Raw genomic sequence first — 15983 nt, forward strand, 5'->3', positions numbered from 1 at the left:
CCGCGTGAGCAGTGCGTGTGCCGGGTCGATTAGGGTGGAGGAGGGTTTGCCGTGCCGGGGGATTACGGAGCGCATATGACGCAGGACGACAACAGCGGGGAGCAGCCGCCAGAACAACCCGCGAAGCCGGGTTCGATGCGTTTCCAGGACGCGAATACGCAACGGCGGGAGCCGTCGGTCGCCGAGCAGCGGGCACGCCGCCAGGCGATGGCCGACCGGGAACGCGAGGAGCAGGAAGCGCTCCAGGCGCAACGCGCGGCCGACGCGAAGGCGGCCACCAAACGCAAGATCCTGATCGGCAGCGGGGTCACGGTCGGCCTCGTCGGGCTGGTCGCCACCTTCTACACCGTCGCCAGGCCGTCGGAGACCACCGCGGTCTGCACCGACAACAGCGGCGTGATCAGGGACGACCAGAACTGCGATCCGGCGTACGCGGCGAGCCACGGCGGGCACTACAGCGGCGGGTTTTGGTTCATCCCGATTCCCGGTGGCGGGTTCACCCAGTACCGCTACAACTACGGCGGCACCGGCACCATCGGCCAGCGGGTCTCCGGCGGCAGCTTCACCGCGCCGTCGGGCAACACGAACGTCTCCACCAAATCGGGCACGAGCGTCCAGCGCGGCGGGTTCGGCATCAGCGGCAAGAGCGGTACGTCCGGCAGCACGGGCGGCACCGGCAAGAGCGGAGGCTCGTAGGTGTATCGGGACCGGCGGGAGCCGCGCCGCGACTGGCAGCGGATCGTCGAGGAGCAAGGGCTGGTCTACGGCACCCCGGCGCGCGACGGCACCGGCAAGCCACGGCCGTACTGGGACGAGTCGGTGCACTACGTCTTCGACATGGACGAGGTGCTCTCGCTCGAGGCGGACGTGGAACTGCTGCACTCGATGTGCCTCGAAGCCGTCGACAACGTGGTGACCACGGAGCAGTACCAGCGCTTCGGCATCCCGGAGTGGGTGTGGCCGCACATCGCCGAATCGTGGAAGCGGCAGGACCCGCACGTGTACGGCCGCTTCGACCTGCGCTACGACGGCAAGTCGCCGGCCAAGCTGCTCGAGTACAACGCGGACACGCCGACGACGCTGCTCGAGGCGTCGCTGCTGCAGTGGCACTGGAAGACCGACGTCTTCCCCGAGGACGACCAGTGGAACTCCATCCACGAGAAGCTGGTGGAGCGCTGGGGCGAGATCGGCGACAAACTTCCGTCGAACGAACTGCACTTCACCTGGTCCTCGGCCGATCCGAGCGGCGAGGACCACGTCACCACGGCGTACCTGCAGGAGACCGCGGCCGAGGCCGGGCTCGACACGGTCGGGCTGGCGATCGAGGAGATCGGCTGGGACCCGGTGCTCAAGCGGTTCGTCGACCTCGAAGAAGCGCAGATGGCCACGGTCGTGAAGCTGTACCCGTGGGAATGGGTGGTCGACGAGGAGTTCGGCCACTACGCGGTGGACACGATGCCGCGCACGCTGTGGGTCGAACCGCTGTGGAAGATGCTGCTGTCGAACAAGACGCTGCTCGCCGTCCTGTGGGAGAACTACCCCGGGCACCCGAACCTGCTGCCCGCGTTCGCCGACGATCCCGGAATGCTTACGGAGTACGTGCGCAAGCCGAAGCTCGGGCGCGAGGGCGCGAACGTGCAGATCGTGGCCACCGGGTACGAGACCCAGACCGACGGGGTCTACGGCGCCGAAGGGTATGTCTACCAGGCGTTCGACCCGCTGCCGGAGTTCGACGGATACCGGCCCGCGCTGGGCGCGTGGATCGTCGGCGACTCGTCGGCCGGCCTCGGCATCCGGGAAACGAGCGGCCTCGTCACCGATGACGGTGCGGCGTTCGTCCCCCACCGCATCCCGCAGTCGTGATACAACCCTGCCTGCCTGATCCGTCCGGTTCGTTCTGGGAGACCCCGTGACCTCGTCGACTCTTGCGCTGTCCGCCACGTTCGGCTCCGAACTCGTGCGCGGCATCGGCGCGATCCTGCTGTACGGCGTCATCGGGCTGCTGCTGATGTTCGCCGGCTTCTACGCCATCGACTTCACCACGCCCGGCAAGCTCTCGAAGCTCGTCACGCGCGGCCTGCCGAACGCGGTGATCGTGACCGCGTCCGGGCTGCTGTCAATGGCGTTCATCGTGGTGGTGGCCATCTTCAACTCGGCGAGCGACCTCACCGAGGGCCTCACCACGTCGCTGGTCTACGGCCTGCTCGGCGTGATCGTGCAGGTGATCGCGGTGCGCCTGCTGGAGTGGGCGACCCGGATCGACGTCGGCTCCACGATCGAGAGCGAGAAGTTCGCCCCGGCGAGCATCGTGGTCGCCGCTGCGCACATCGGTCTCGGTTTGGTCGTCGCGGTCGCGATTTCGTAGCTCACGGCACTGCCAGGCAGGGCAATTCCCACTAACGTGGGAACCGTGCGACTGCTCAGGACGCCGGAAGACCGGTTTGCCGACCTGCCCGACTTCGCCTTCGAACCGCGGTACACCGACCTGTCCGACCCACACGGCGGCTTGATCAGAGTCGGCTACGTCGAGGCAGGTCCCGCGGACGGCCCGCCGGTGCTCCTGCTGCACGGCGAGCCGAGCTGGTCGTTCCTGTACCGGAAAATGCTGCCGGTACTGGCGGACGCCGGCCTACGCGCGATCGCCCCGGACCTCATCGGGTTCGGCCGGTCGGACAAGCCGGCGGACATCGCGGACCACAGTTATGCCCGGCACGTGGAGTGGATGCGCCGGTTCGCCTTCGACGTACTGGGCCTGCACGAGGTAACCCTGGTCGGCCAGGACTGGGGTGGCCTGATCGGACTGCGGCTGGTGGCGGAAAACCCGAACCGCTTCGCCGGGGTGGTTGCGGCGAATACCGGGCTGCCCACTGGTGATGTCGACATGCCGCCGGTGTGGCACAAGTTCCGCGAGACGGTGGAGAACGCGCAAATCCTCGACGTCGGCCGCTCGGTGCAGTCGGGGTGCCGGACGCCGCTGCCGGAGGACGTGCGGGCGGGTTACGACGCGCCGTTCCCGAACGAGATGTACAAGGCGGGGCCGCGTGCGATGCCGGGTCTGGTACCGACGCGGCCGGACGACCCGGCGTCGGATGCCAACCGGGCCGCGTGGGCGACGCTGACCACCCTGGACATCCCGTTCTTGTGCGCGTTTTCCGACGGTGACCCCATCACCGGAGCGATGGGCCCGATCCTGCAGCGAAGCATGAAGGGCGCGACCGGCCTGACCCATCCGACCATCGAAAACGCAGGCCACTTCCTCCAGGAAGACGCAGGCGAAACACTGGCTGAACACGTCGCCCGCTTCGCCCGCCGCTGATCCTCTCCCGCGCTCTCCCGCCCCAACCGCCCAATGCCACATTGGGGCGATCTTCGGCAGGCGGCGCGGGTCAGCGGAGTGCAGCGAGGGAGTCCAGCAGGATGTGCAGGCCTTCGTCGGCTTCGGACTCGGTGAGGGTCATCGGCGGGCCGATGCGCAAGACATTCTTGTGCAACCCGCCTTTGCCGATCAGCAGACCACGCTGCTTCGTTTCCTCCAGCATTTGCTTGGCGGCGCGCACATTCGGTGTCGTGGTGCCCGGTTCGATCAGTTCGACGCCGATCATCAGGCCCTTTCCGCGGACCTCGCCGACGAACGGACTTCCCGCTGCGCGTAGGCCTGAAATCAACTGTTCTCCGCGGGCAGCGCAATTGGCCTGAAGATCGTGATCATCGATGTAGTCGAGCACCGCCAGTGCGCCCTGCATCGATACCGGGTTGCCGCCGAAGGTGGAGAACGATTCGGCTTGGAAACAGTCGAGTACGTCGCCTCGGGCGACCACTCCGCCCACTGCCAGGCCGTTTCCCAGGCCCTTGGCGAAGGTCATCATGTCCGGTACGACGTCGTGCGCCTGGATTCCCCAATAATGTTCGCCGGTGCGGCCCCAGCCGGTTTGCACCTCGTCCGAAACGAAAAGAATCCCGTACTGGTCAAGAACTTCCTTCATGGCTTTGAACAATCCGTCCGGCGGCGAACTGAAACCGCCGACACCCTGGATCGGCTCCGCAACAAGACAAGCGACATCACCAGACGTAGCGGTGTCCAGCACCTCGACAAGATCTGCTACACAGGCGTCGATGTAAGCCGAGTCGGACAGATCGCGGAACGGGCTCCGATACCGATAACTGCCGTGCACGTAACTGACCTTCACCGGACTCAGCGACGAAGCCGACCACCCACGATTGCCCGTGATCGCGACCGTGCCGAATGACCGGCCGTGGTACGAATTCCGCATCGCCAGCACCTGATTGCTGCGTCGATACTGAGTGGCGAGCATCAACGCGGTGTCGTTGGCCTCACTTCCGGAATTGGTGAAGAACACTTTCGCATCCGGAATCCCGGACCGCGCCGCGATCCGTTCGGCCAGCTCCACCTGAGAGCGGATCAGGTACAGCGTGGACGTGTGCAGCACCCCGGTGTCGAGCTGCTTGCGGACAGCGTCGCTGATCGCCGCGACGTCGTAGCCCATTGCGTTGGTGAGCACCCCGGCGAAGAAGTCGAGATACGTCCGCCCGTCGGCATCGGTGAGCCGCCGATCCTGCGCGTGCACGATCTCGATCGGCTCGTCGTACAGCAGGGACATCCAGGACGGGAGCACGGCGCGATGGCGCGCGAGCAGGTCGTCGGTCATGGTGGTTCCCTCCGCTCCGGGTTCCTGCGAGTATGCGGAGCGCGGGAAACGGGCGACAACGATCAGACTGTCGGGTTGTCCGGGGGCGCCCGCACAGTGTGTACGGGAAACCGCGTCGAACCCGTCGCTGGCCTGCGGCTACCCTTCATTCCGTGATTGACCCCAGGACTCTGCGCGAAGACCCGGAAGCCGTGCGCGCGTCGCAGCGTGCCCGTGGTGAGGACGAGGGCGTGGTCGACAAGCTGCTCGACCTCGACACGCGCCGCCGCTCCGCGATCGCCAACGCCGACAAGCTGCGGGCCGAGGCGAAGTCCGTGTCCAAGCAGGTCCCGAAGGCCTCGGCCGAGGAGAGGCCGCAGCTGCTCGCCCGCGCGAAGGACCTGTCGGCGCAGGTCAAGGCCGCCGAGACGGAGCAGAACGAGGCGTCGGAGGAGTTCGACCAGCTGTTCCGTGTCCTGCCGAACCTGGTCCACCCGGACGCGCCGATCGGCGGCGAGGACGACTACGCGGTGCTCAAGACGGCCGGCGACGTGCCGTCGTTCGACTTCACCCCGCGCGACCACCTCGAGCTGCTCGAAGGCCTCGCCGCGGTGGACATGGAGCGCGGCGCGAAGGTGTCCGGCTCGCGGTTCTACTTCCTCACCGGCATCGGCGCGCAGCTGCAGCTGGCGCTGCTGAACATGGCGGTCGCGCGGTCGGTGGCGAACGGCTTCACCCCGATGATCACGCCGTCGCTGGTCCGCCCGGAAATCATGGGCGGCACCGGTTTCCTCGGCGCGCATTCGTCGGAGGTGTACCGCCTGCGCGAGGACGACCTGTACCTCGTGGGCACGTCCGAGGTCCCGCTGGCGGGCTTCCACAAGGACGAGATCCTCGACCTCGGCGCCGGACCGCGCCGGTACGCGGGCTGGTCGTCGTGCTACCGGCGCGAGGCGGGCTCGTACGGCAAGGACACCCGCGGCATCATCCGGGTACACCAGTTCGACAAGGTCGAGATGTTCGTCTTCGCGAAGCCGGAGGACGCCGAAGCCGAGCACGAACGCCTGCTGGGCTGGGAAGAGGACATGCTCGCCGCGATCGAGGTCCCGTACCGGATCATCGACACCGCGACCGGCGACCTCGGCACGTCCGCGTTCCGCAAGTACGACTGCGAGGCGTGGGTCCCGACGCAGGAGACGTACCGCGAGCTCACGTCCACGTCCAACTGCACCACGTTCCAGGCCCGCCGCCTGCAGGTGCGCTACCGCGACGAGAACGGCAAGCCGCAGACGGCCGCCACGCTCAACGGCACCCTGGCGACCACCCGCTGGATCGTGGCGATCGTGGAGAACCACCAGCAGGCCGACGGTTCGGTGCGGGTACCGGTGGCGCTGCGGCCGTTCCTGGGTGGGCTCGAGGTGCTGGAGCCGGTGAAGCGCTGAGCAGGGAAATCGCCCGCGTGATCCCGGCGCTGCAGAAGACGGGCCGCTGATCGCGCTCGACTTCGCGTTGAGCGTCATCGCGCTCACGGCCGTGGTCTGGCTGGGCTGTTCGGCCCCGCGGGGAACTCATCCGTCGTTCCAGTTCGGGCTGATCTTCGTCGGCGGACCGGCGATCTGCCTGCTGTTCTGCGGAATCATCGTTTCGCAGGCGAAGGAGCGGATGTCGTCGTTCCCGTCCGTGGACCGGGAGTTCCGCGCCGTTGTCCGCCGGGGCATCCGGCGGGGGTGGCTGTTCGCGCTGGCAATTGCCGTCTGCGGTACCGGGTTCCTGCTGGTGGTGCCGAATGCACTGGGCCGGACGCCGGTGTCCGCGGGCACGCTGGCCATCGCTATTGCCGTGGCGATGGCGACTTGCGCGGGGGTCACCGCGGGCATCGTGCTCCGGGCCGTTCCCAAGGAGTGATCCGTTCCGCAGGTGCGGAACCGCGCTGGTCAGTAAGGTGCGGGGATGGGGTTCAGGCTAGCGCTGGTCACCGCCGTGGTTGCGGTGTTGCTCACCGGGTGTACGCAACGGGTTCCGGGCGTTGCGTCGCCGGTGCCGGGGCAAGGGCCGGTCACGCAGGTCGTCGATCCGTGCACGTTGCTCGATGCGCGGCAGCTCGACGCGCTCGGGTACAAAGGCAAGGGCCGGCTTTCGCCTGCCAGCAAAGCGCAACGTACGCCCGCGTTGTGTCTCTGGAGTGGGACTGACGACGAGCACACGGTGATCCTCTCCGTCGGCTGGGCCGTGGACCAGACGCTCGACAACTACCTCCAGGGCGCCGTCGTCAAGGCACCTCCGGTGAAGCTCGGTGGGCTCGACTGGACGCGGTACGGCGCATTCCTCGGCGGCAGCTGTGACCTCTACACCACGCTCGGCCCGAAGTCGTTCGCCTTCGTGAGTGTGTCCTATCCGGACGATGCGAAAGCCTGTGACCGAGCCAAACTTGCCATCCCGCAGGTCGCCGCGCATTTGCCGGGCGGGCAGCCGGCGCCGTCGATCACGCCCACCACCACGCCGCCGGGGACGCCGCCGTCCGGGCCGCTCGCCACGCTCGACGCGTGCTCGTTGCTGAAGCCGGAGCAGGCGCAGCAGCTGAAAATGGCACCGCAGGGCGAGCTTGACCATTCGAAGGTCGTCAGCCCGAACGTGACCTACTGCCTGTGGAAGGACACCGACGGCGATCGCGGGCAGAAGCCGTTCGAGGTCTGGATCGGGCCGGACGTGCCGATGAAACGCTGGCCCGGCATGTCGGTCGCGCCCGTCGAGCAGATCGACGTCGGCGGCCGGAAGTGGGCGCTGTTCCCCAACTTCAACGATTCCGGCGTGAACTGTGCGGCCGGGCTCGCGGTGACGGAAACGTCGTCGATCCAGATCGTGACCGGGCAGCTCGACAATCCCGATCAGGCGTGCGCCGCGATCAAGGCCGGAATCCCGCTGGTGACCGGGAATCTGCCGAGCTAGGCGGATACCTGGTCGGCGATGTGCTTCGCGATTTCCAACGCACTCGTCGCCGCCGGGCTCGGTGCATTGAGCACGTGTACCTGGTCCTTTGTGGACTCGATGAGGAAATCGTCCACCAGCGACCCGTCCGGCCGCAGCGCCTGCGCCCGGACACCCGAGCCGTGCCGCACGATGTCGTCCTCGGTCACCGCGGGTACCAGCTCGGCGAGGCTCGCCGCGAAGCGCTTCTTCGAGAACGACCGCAGCACCTCCTCGAGCCCGGTCGGGTACGCGTACTTCCGCGCCAGCCGCCAGGTCCCGGAGAAACGGGCGACGTCCGCGATGTCCTTCACCGACACGTCGGCCCAGCGGTAACCCTCGCGGCGCAACGCCAGCACGGCGTTCGGACCCGCGTGCACGCTGCCGTCGAGCATCCGCGTGAGGTGTACGCCGAGGAAGGGCAGCGTCGGGTCCGGCACCGGGTAGATCAGGCCGCGGACGAGGTCGCGGCGTTCGGGCTTGAGCTCGTAGTACTCGCCGCGGAACGGCACGATGCGCGCGCTCGGCGTGACCCCGGCCAGCTTCGCGACCCGGTCGGCGTGCAGCCCGGCGCAGTTCACCAGCGCGTCCGCCCGAAGCACCTCGGACCCGGTGGCCACCTCGACCCCGCCGCCGCGGGCCGCGCGGATGCCGCGCACCGCGGTGCCGAGCCGCAGGTCGGCGTCGGCCTCGTCGAGCAGCCGGACGAGCGCCGCACACACCGCGGGGAAGTCGATGATCCCGGTGGACTCGACGCGCAGCGCCGCGACACAGGCCACCTCGGGCTCGTACTCGCGGGCCTCCGCGGGCGTGATGCGCTTGGCCGGTACGCCGTTGGCCTCGGCCCGGTCGGCCAGCGTGTCCAGCGCCGGGACCTGCTCCTCGCGGGTGGCCACCACGAGCTTGCCGCACACGTCCACCGGGACGCCGTACTGCCGGGCGAAATCCACAATGGACCGGTTGCCCGCCACCGACATCCGCGCCTTGAACGAGCCCGGTTTGTAGTACAGGCCGGCATGCACGACGTTCGAGTTGTGTCCCGTCTGGTGCACTGCCCAGCGGTCCTCTTTCTCGAGCACCGTGACGTCCTGACCACGCTGGGACAGCTCCCACGCGACCGACAGCCCGACGATTCCCCCACCGATCACCACGACGTTCGCCACGGCAGGGAAGGCTACGCGCTCCGGTGGCCTGCTTCCTACCCCCCGACGGCGTGGCAGCGGTTCACCGGACCGGGGACAATCCGGCCAACGCCAGCCGCTCGGCGGGTCCGAGCTGCTGTCCGGCAGCGTGTGCGGCGGCGAACGTGTCCTCGCCGAGTGCCTCCCGGGCGACCACGGTGACCTGCGCGACATCCGGCTGTCCTGGGATCGCTGTCCCACGTACTGCGACGGCGGCTCCGAGCAAGGCCGCGGCGTCAGCGAACCGGCCCTCCTCGGCGCAGACCCCGGCGACGCCTTCGAGCGCGGTGGCCAGCGAGCCGTGGTCGTGCCACCGGTGCGCCGTCTCGACCGCCGCCTGCATCCGCTGCCGGGCTTCCTCCGGCCGGTGCTCGGCGACGGCGACCCAGCCCAGTGCAACCGACGCGGACGCTCGCGTGATGGCGGCCGAGAACGAATCCGTCGAGCTCTCCGCAAACGCTTGCTCGGCCAGTGCCCGTGCGCGTGGCAGGTCACCGGCGCGACGGGCGAGGCCGGAGAGCCCGAGGTGCCCGCTGGCGCGCGTCTCGGGCATACCGGTGCGGCGCGCCAGTTCGACGGTCTGCTCGTAGTCCGCGCGGGCGCCGTCGAGGTCTCCGCGCAAGGCACGGCTGTCGCCGCGGCGGCACAGCAGGTCGGCGTAGTCGTCGGTGGCGCCGAGCAACTGCATGAGCGTCATGGACTCGGTCATGGTTTCGAGCGCCTCGTCGTGGCGGCCGCGTAGCACCAGCAGCTGCGACAGATTGTCCAGCGCCATCGACAATCCCCAGCGTTCGCCGAGCGCGCGGTACCTCGCCGCGCCTTCCCGCAGGCCGCGTTCGGCGTCGTCCAGCTCACCGCCGAGCATTGCGCGCAGGCCGTCGCCCATCGGGATGAGCGCGTTGAGCCACGGATCGGGATGCTCCGCAAGGAGGGACTGCGCGAGCCGGGCGTCGCCCTCCTCCGGCGGTCCGAGCACCACGCCGGACAACATCAGCACCATCGGGTGTTCCGGCGACCAGCCCCGGTCCACGAGGTACTGCTCCGCGGCCGACCGGTATGCCGCCGTCTCGTCGTCCTCTGGCGCGCCGGCCATCGCGGTCAGCAGGCACATGAGAAATTGCTCAAGACAGCCCGGTGGCGCGGTTTCGCAGTGCCGGACCACTTCTCGCGACAGCACGGCTCCTTCGTAACGCCGGCCGCGTAGCCACCAATACATCACCAGGGAAGCCGTGATCCGCACGGCCGTCGGAGAATCCGCGGTCGCCGACCAGCGGAGTGCGGCGACCAGGTTGTCGTATTCGGCGTCCAGTTTCTGCAGCCAGTCCAGCTGTTCCGCGGTACGGAGTTTCGGGTCGGCTTCCTCGGCCAGGCGCAGGAACGCTTGCGCATGCGCGTTCCGGAGCTGCTCGGTCTCGCCCGCGCCGTCGAGTTTCTCCGCACAGAACGCGCGAATGGTCTCCAGCATGCGAAAGCGCCCGCCGGACGATTCCACCAGCGATTTGTCCGCGAGTTCCGGCAGCAGGTCGACCGGGGCGTCGCACACCTCCTCGGCGTACGCGAGCGTTGCGCCGCCGCGAAAGACGGTGAGCCGGCGTGCGAGACGACGTTCGTCGTCGTCGAGAAGGTCCCAGCTCCACTCGACGACCCCGCGCAACGACCGATGCCGGGCATCTGCGGTACGGCTACCGCGGGCCAGGAGCCGGAACCGATCGTCGAGTCGCGCGGCGATGTCGGCGATCGGCAGCGTGCGGACGCGGGCCGCGGCGAGTTCCAGCGCGAGCGGCAGACCGTCGAGGGCAGTGCAGATCCGCACGATGTCCGCTGTTGTCTCGTCGGTCATCCGGAACGCCGGGTCGCTCGCGCGGGCGCGGTCGAGGAAGAGCCGGACCGCCGGGTAGGTTCCGGCGTCCCGAGTACCGCTGGGTGGCACGGCAAGACGGGGTACCGGCGCGAGCTGTTCGCCGGTGATCCCGAGGGGCTCCCGGCTGGTCGCCAGCACCCGCAGACCGGGACACGCGGGTAGCAGCCGTGCGACCAACTGCGCCGCCGCTGCCACGACGTGTTCGCAATTGTCCAGTACCAGCAACGTCTTCTGGTCCCGCAAGGCCGACACGAGCCGCTCCGCCGGGTCCTGCCGACCTGGCCCGCGCAACGCCGTTTCGCGCAGGCCGAGCGCGGTGAGGACGGCTTGCGGAACGTCGTCGGCGACGTGCGGAGCCAGCTCCGCGAACACGCACGGACCCGCGTTCGCCGCAGCTTCCACGGCCAGCCGCGTCTTCCCGGTACCGCCGGGGCCGAGCAGCGTGACGAGCCGGGCGTGCTGCAGGAGATCCGCGACCTGGCGGAGCTCGCGGTCGCGGCCGACGAAACTGGTGAGCTGCGCGGGTAACGGCATCGCGGCATTGGCGGGTTCGTCGCGGAGGGCGGCCAGGTGGGCCTCGGTGAGGTCTGGACCAGGGTCGGCGCCGAGCTCGTCGGCGAGGGTGCGGCGGGCGTCCTCGAAGGCAGTGAGGGCCTCGGCGGTCCGGCCGACTGCGTGTAGCGCCCGCACGAGCTGTGCGTGCGGCCGTTCGCGGACCGGATGGTCGGCGATGGCGGCCCGCAGCTCGTCGAGGACGTCGGCGGCGCGGCCGAGGGAGATCTCGGCGTCGACCCGGTCGGCGGCGGCTTCGGCCCGCAGCTCGTCCAGCCGCGTGGCCTGCGTGGCCGCAGCCGGGCCACGCCACAACGCCAGCGCTTCGCCGAGCAGATCGCTCGCCCGCGTCGGGTCGCCCGCGGCCAGTTCACGACGGCCCGCAGCGGCCAGCCGCTCGAACCGATGCATGTCCACTTCGTCCGGTTCAACCCGGAGGCAGTACCCCGCGGAGGTGAGTTCGATCGGCAGTTTCAGCGCACTGCGCAGCCGCGAGACCTGCGATTGCAGTGCGTTCGCCGCCCCTTCCGGCGGGTCCTCGCCGTAGAGGCCGTCGATGAGCCGCTCGGGCGAGACGAACCGCCCGGCGTCCGCCGCGAGCAGGGCGAGCAGTGCTCGGCCGCGTGGTCCGCCCACGGCAACCGGCCCACCTGCGCCGTCCCACGCCACGACGGCCCCCAGCACCCCGATCCGCATGGGCAGAGCCTAGGCGCTGATCGGCCTCCGACCGGCGGGTTCCGTCCCCGAAACCGAGGGTAAGCGCGTCTTCTCTACACTCTCGGACGACCCCGCGCAATGCGGGACTTCCCGAAGCACAGGAGACCTACCGTGGGCGAACCCGTCCTGCTCGGGCGGCCGACCGTCGGCGAGGAAGAGCTGGCTGCCGTCGCCGAAGTGTTCCGTTCCGGCTGGCTGGCCGGGGCCGGTCCGGCGTGCCGCCGCTTCGAGGAGCGGTTCGCGCAGGTCACCGGCACCGCGCACGCACTGAGCACCAGCAACTGCGGCTCCGCCCTCTTCCTCGGCCTCCGGGTGCTGGGCGTGAAGCCGGGTGACGAGGTGATCGTCGGGGACTACACCTTCCCGGCCACCGGGCACGCCGTGCTGCAGGCCGGCGCCACCCCGGTGTTCGCCGACATCCGCCCGGACCTCTTCAGCGCCGACCCGGCCGCGATCGAGGCCTTGATCACGCCGCGCACGGTCGGCATCCTCGCCGTCGACGTCGCCGGTCAGCCGGGTGACTTCGACGAGTACCGCGCCATCGCCGACAAGCACGGCCTCTGGCTGTTCGAGGACGCCGCCTGCTCCGCGGGCGCGACGTACCGCAACCGCCCGGCAGGCAGCCTCGCCGACCTGGCCGCGTTCTCCTTCCACGGCCGCAAGGGCATCACCGCGGGCGAGGGCGGCGCGCTGGTGTCCGACCGCGAAGACCTCATCGCCCACGCCCGCAAGATCCACACGTACGGGATCGAACCGGCGATCAGCCGCGAGGGTTCCGACGCGCTGCCGATCCCGTCGTTCCACGAGCTGGGCTGGAACTTTCGGCTGTCGGACATCCAGGCCGCGATCATGGGCGTCCAGCTCGACCGGCTGCCCGACCTGCTCGCCGCCCGCCGCTCGGTGGCCAAGCGCTACCACGAAGCGTTCGAGGACGTCGACGCGCTCACCGTGCCGGTCGAGGCACCCGATCGCGAGCACCCGTGGCAGGCGTACCTGCTCACGGTGGCTCCGGAGATCAGCCGTGACGCGCTGGCGCTGCGCATCCGTGAGCAGGGCGTGCAGTGCAACTTCGGCACGTACGCCTCCCACCTGCAACCGGTGTACGGCGAGCAGCAGCCGCTGCCGGTGTCCGCTGACGCGTTCCGCCGCCAGCTGGCGATCCCGATGCACGCCGAACTCACCGACAGCGAAGTCGAGCGCGTGGTCACCACCGTGCGCGAAGCCCTCCGTACCGTTTCCTGACCGCCGTACCTTTCGAGGAGAACAATGTCCGAGAAGAAAGTCTTCTTCACCGGCGCCGGCGGGTTCATCGCCGCGCACGTGATCCCGCTGCTGCTCGAAGGCGGCTACACGGTGCGGATCTTCGACAACATGACCCGCGGCGACCGCGCGCGTGTCAACGAGTTCGTCGCCACCGGCAAGGTCGAGCTGGTCGAGCAGGACGTCCGGTACGGCGGTGCGGTGCGTGAGGCCATTCGCGGCTGCACGCACGTCATCCACTTCGCCACGGTGTCGATCAACAAGTCGATCGCCGACCCGGCCGAGTCGATCGACATCAACATGGTCGGCAACCACAACGTCTTCGCGGCCGCGGCCGACGAGGGCGTGCAGCGGCTGGTGTTCGCGTCCAGCGCGTCGGTGTACGGCGAGCCGGAAAAGCTGCCGATGCACGAGGACGACAAGCTCACCCCGCTCACGCCGTACTGCATCTCGAAGCGCGCGGGCGAGGACCTGCTCGGCTTCTACGAGCGGCAGAAGGGCCTGTCCTGGAACGCGTTGCGGTTCTTCAACGTGTACGGGCCCGGCCAGAAGATCGAGGCGTACTACACCTCGGTGATCAACCACTTCATCCAGCGCCTGCGCGCCGGTCAGCCGCCGGTGATCGACGGCCGCGGCGACCAGTCGATGGACTTCGTGCACGTGCACGACCTCGCGCGGGGCGTCGTCGCCGCGCTGGAGTCGGAGCAGGCGAACCTGCCGATCAACATCGGCACCGGGGTCGACACGTCGATCGCGACGCTGGCGAAGATCCTGATCGAGGCGGTCGGCGTCGACGTCGAACCGGTGTTCAACGAGCGCGAGGTCCTGGTTTCCCGCCGGGCCGCGGACATCACCCGGGCCCGCGAGGTGCTGGGCTGGGAACCGCGGATCACGGTAGAGGAAGGCATGCGGGCGCTCGTACGGGATTCTGCGTGACGATTTCTCCGGCAAAGGAGACGGCATGAGCTCGGCTGGCCCGGCAGAAGGAAAGCCCATGCGCATTGTGGTGGTGAACAACTTCTTCCCACCCCGGGTGGGCGGGAGCGCGCACATGTCCGCCTCGCTGGCTGCCGAGTACGCGGCCGCCGGGAACGAGGTGCTGGCGATCACCGCCGCGTACGGTGACGCGCCTGCCGAAGGGGAACGCGACGGTTACCGCGTCGTGCGGCTGCCTGCGACGAAGATGCCGCAGCTGGGCCTGTCGATCGATTTCGACATGACGTTCGCGTCGCTGCGGCCGGGCAACTGGCGGCGGATGTGGAAGCTGCTCAACGAGTTCAAGCCGGACGCGGTGCACCTGCACGGGCAGTTCTTCGACCTGTCCTGGATGGCCGGGATCTACGCGCGCCGCCACGGCAAGCCGGTGCTCCTCACCATCCACACGCTGCTGATCAGCGAGAACAAGCTGTACGGGCGCGTGTTCCGGATGCTCGACGCCGTGCTCGTGCGGCCGGTGCTCAAATACCTGCGCCCGCGTTACGTCATTCTCGACAAGCTCGGCGTGGATTACTGCGTGGACCGTTACGGCACGAGCGACGACAATTCCGAGTATTTCCCGATTGCCGTCGACACCGGGCATTTCGCGAAACCGGTCGACAAGGATGTCCGCACGGAGCTGGAAATCGGGGACGCGCCGCTGATCGTGTCGCTCGGCCACGTGATCCCGCTGCGCAACCGGCTGCCGCTGGTGGAGGCGCTGCCGGCCATTCTGGAACGGCATCCCGGAACGCGCGTGGTGATCGTCGGCCGGGTGTATCACGACGCATTCATGCGCCGCGCCGAGGAATTGGGCGTGTCCGACGCGCTGATCGTGACCGGGGCGGTACCGAAGGCGGACGTGCCCGCGTATTTCGCGGCCGCGGACATCGTCACGCACGACCTCAACGGCGGTTGCGGAACCGCGTCGCTGGAGGCAATGCTGTCGGGTACCGCGACGATCGCGTCGGTTACCGAGGACAACTACCCGGGTATCGAACTGCGCAACGGCGAGAACATCCTTCTGGTGCGCCCCAACGATTCCGACGCGGTCGCCACCACCGTGCTGTCCCTTTTGGACGACCCGCAGCTGCGCGCGCGGATCGCCGAGCGGGAAAGCGCGATGGTACGCGGTAACTTCGGGCTCGACGTGGTGTCCGAGGAACACCTGCGGGTGCTCACGAAACTGGTGGCGGACAACGATGTTCTTCGATGACGAGCGCAGCAACCGGCTGCGCCCGATGATCCTGAACGACCTGGTCACGCAGTACCTGAACGATGCCGAGCGGGCCAAGTTCCACGGCCTGCCGGAATCGTGCCGGGTCCGCGAACGCGTCAAGATCGTGAGCCCGGAAAACCTCACGCTCGGCGAACACTGCTGGATCGGCGAGGGCGCGACCCTGGACGCCAGCGGCGGCCTGGAGATCGGCGAGCACACGAGCATCGGCCTGAACACGCTGGTGTTCACGCATTCGAGCTGGCTCGCGAACATGGCGCTGGAGAACCATTCGGGCAGCGATCTGATCGAACGCAAGCCGGTGAAAATCGGCAAGGGCTGCTTCATCGGCGGCCTCGTGGTGATCATGCCGGGCGTCACAATCGGTGACTTCGCGACGGTGCAGCCGAACTCGGTCGTGGCGAAAGACGTCCCGCCGCGTTCTCTGGTGGCGGGGAACCCGGCGCGGGTGTTCCAGCGGTACGAAGAGGAGTACATCGCGGCGGAGGTCAAGCGGGTTCGGGAGGAAAACGCCCGCCGCCGCGCTTTGGCGGGCGAGGAAGCCGGATGGGGCTCCCCGGCGGGTGACTTCAGCGAGCAGTGAGCTCGTT

The 15983-nt window shown here is 68.7% G+C and carries 14 protein-coding genes; 11 read left to right on the forward strand and 3 right to left on the reverse strand.

Annotated features, from left to right (window positions below):
- Positions 1-75: 75 nt before the first annotated feature.
- From OO71_RS23855 to OO71_RS23870, 4 genes are read left to right on the forward strand one after another with little or no spacing between them, the layout of a single operon-like run.
- Entirely contained in the window at positions 76-696 is a 621-nt protein-coding gene (locus tag OO71_RS23855; protein WP_245633760.1) for a hypothetical protein, read from the forward strand.
- Positions 697-1863, forward strand: coding sequence for a glutathionylspermidine synthase family protein (locus tag OO71_RS23860; protein WP_033292095.1), 1167 nt, complete (start codon positions 697-699; stop codon positions 1861-1863).
- 46 nt (positions 1864-1909) lie between these two features.
- Positions 1910-2365, forward strand: coding sequence for a DUF350 domain-containing protein (locus OO71_RS23865; protein WP_033292096.1), 456 nt, complete (start codon positions 1910-1912; stop codon positions 2363-2365).
- 36 nt (positions 2366-2401) lie between these two features.
- Positions 2402-3316, forward strand: a complete 915-nt coding sequence (locus OO71_RS23870; RefSeq protein ID WP_033292097.1) for a haloalkane dehalogenase — start codon at positions 2402-2404, stop codon at positions 3314-3316.
- Between the two features lie 70 nt (positions 3317-3386).
- Here OO71_RS23870 and OO71_RS23875 read toward each other — a convergent pair whose 3' ends face one another.
- Positions 3387-4667 carry an aspartate aminotransferase family protein gene (locus tag OO71_RS23875; protein WP_033292098.1) on the reverse strand — a complete coding sequence of 427 codons (1281 nt, stop codon included), beginning with the start codon at positions 4665-4667 and terminating at the stop codon, positions 3387-3389.
- Between the two features lie 152 nt (positions 4668-4819).
- Between OO71_RS23875 and serS the strand changes: the two genes are divergently transcribed.
- The 3 genes from serS (at position 4820) to OO71_RS23890 (ending at position 7592) form a co-directional block, all read left to right on the forward strand.
- Positions 4820-6088, forward strand: a complete 1269-nt coding sequence (serS, locus tag OO71_RS23880) for a serine--tRNA ligase (protein ID WP_084145231.1) — start codon at positions 4820-4822, stop codon at positions 6086-6088.
- Positions 6089-6155: 67 nt separating this feature from the next.
- Positions 6156-6551, forward strand: a complete 396-nt coding sequence (locus OO71_RS23885; protein WP_033292099.1) for a hypothetical protein — start codon at positions 6156-6158, stop codon at positions 6549-6551.
- A gap of 45 nt (positions 6552-6596) precedes the next feature.
- Complete coding sequence (locus OO71_RS23890; protein ID WP_033292100.1) at positions 6597-7592, forward strand: DUF3558 family protein; 996 nt, start codon at positions 6597-6599, stop codon at positions 7590-7592.
- Here OO71_RS23890 and lhgO read toward each other — a convergent pair.
- Positions 7589-8773 carry an L-2-hydroxyglutarate oxidase gene (gene lhgO, locus OO71_RS23895; RefSeq protein WP_033292101.1) on the reverse strand — a complete coding sequence of 395 codons (1185 nt, stop codon included), beginning with the start codon at positions 8771-8773 and terminating at the stop codon, positions 7589-7591. The genes OO71_RS23890 and lhgO overlap by 4 nt on opposite strands.
- Positions 8774-8834: 61 nt before the next feature.
- Positions 8835-11900 carry an AfsR/SARP family transcriptional regulator gene (locus tag OO71_RS23900; protein WP_033292102.1) on the reverse strand — a complete coding sequence of 1022 codons (3066 nt, stop codon included), beginning with the start codon at positions 11898-11900 and terminating at the stop codon, positions 8835-8837.
- 99 nt (positions 11901-11999) lie between these two features.
- Between OO71_RS23900 and OO71_RS23905 the strand changes: the two genes are divergently transcribed.
- The 4 genes from OO71_RS23905 to OO71_RS23920 are packed head-to-tail and all read left to right on the forward strand — an operon-like array spanning position 12000 to position 15976.
- On the forward strand, positions 12000-13163 hold the full coding sequence (locus OO71_RS23905; RefSeq protein ID WP_245633761.1) for a DegT/DnrJ/EryC1/StrS family aminotransferase: 1164 nt from the start codon (positions 12000-12002) through the stop codon (positions 13161-13163).
- A 24-nt stretch (positions 13164-13187) separates the two neighbouring features.
- A complete protein-coding gene (locus OO71_RS23910; RefSeq protein WP_033292104.1) occupies positions 13188-14117 on the forward strand; it encodes an NAD-dependent epimerase/dehydratase family protein in 930 nt (309 codons plus the stop codon).
- 58 nt (positions 14118-14175) lie between these two features.
- A complete protein-coding gene (locus tag OO71_RS23915; protein WP_033292105.1) occupies positions 14176-15372 on the forward strand; it encodes a glycosyltransferase family 4 protein in 1197 nt (398 codons plus the stop codon).
- Positions 15359-15976 (forward strand): acyltransferase, encoded by a 618-nt coding sequence (locus OO71_RS23920; protein WP_033292106.1) that lies wholly within the window; start codon positions 15359-15361, stop codon positions 15974-15976. The genes OO71_RS23915 and OO71_RS23920 overlap by 14 nt, the downstream gene beginning before the upstream one ends.
- The last annotated feature ends 7 nt before the right edge of the window (positions 15977-15983 follow it).

It is taken from the genome of Amycolatopsis jejuensis (assembly GCF_000717335.1).
GTDB classification, from domain to species: domain Bacteria; phylum Actinomycetota; class Actinomycetes; order Mycobacteriales; family Pseudonocardiaceae; genus Amycolatopsis; species Amycolatopsis jejuensis.

What these genes read in the sequence shown, in the direction of transcription:
- OO71_RS23920 (WP_033292106.1), top strand. Translation starts at nt 15,359, where the DNA reads ATGTTCTTCGATGACGAGCGCAGCAACCGGCTGCGCCCGATGATCCTG.
- OO71_RS23890 (WP_033292100.1), top strand. Translation starts at nt 6,597, where the DNA reads ATGGGGTTCAGGCTAGCGCTGGTCACCGCCGTGGTTGCGGTGTTGCTC.
- OO71_RS23875 (WP_033292098.1), bottom strand. Translation starts at nt 4,667, where the DNA reads ATGACCGACGACCTGCTCGCGCGCCATCGCGCCGTGCTCCCGTCCTGG.
- OO71_RS23915 (WP_033292105.1), top strand. Translation starts at nt 14,176, where the DNA reads ATGCGCATTGTGGTGGTGAACAACTTCTTCCCACCCCGGGTGGGCGGG.
- OO71_RS23910 (WP_033292104.1), top strand. Translation starts at nt 13,188, where the DNA reads ATGTCCGAGAAGAAAGTCTTCTTCACCGGCGCCGGCGGGTTCATCGCC.
- OO71_RS23855 (WP_245633760.1), top strand. Translation starts at nt 76, where the DNA reads ATGACGCAGGACGACAACAGCGGGGAGCAGCCGCCAGAACAACCCGCG.
- OO71_RS23905 (WP_245633761.1), top strand. Translation starts at nt 12,000, where the DNA reads ATGCGGGACTTCCCGAAGCACAGGAGACCTACCGTGGGCGAACCCGTC.
- OO71_RS23900 (WP_033292102.1), bottom strand. Translation starts at nt 11,900, where the DNA reads ATGCGGATCGGGGTGCTGGGGGCCGTCGTGGCGTGGGACGGCGCAGGT.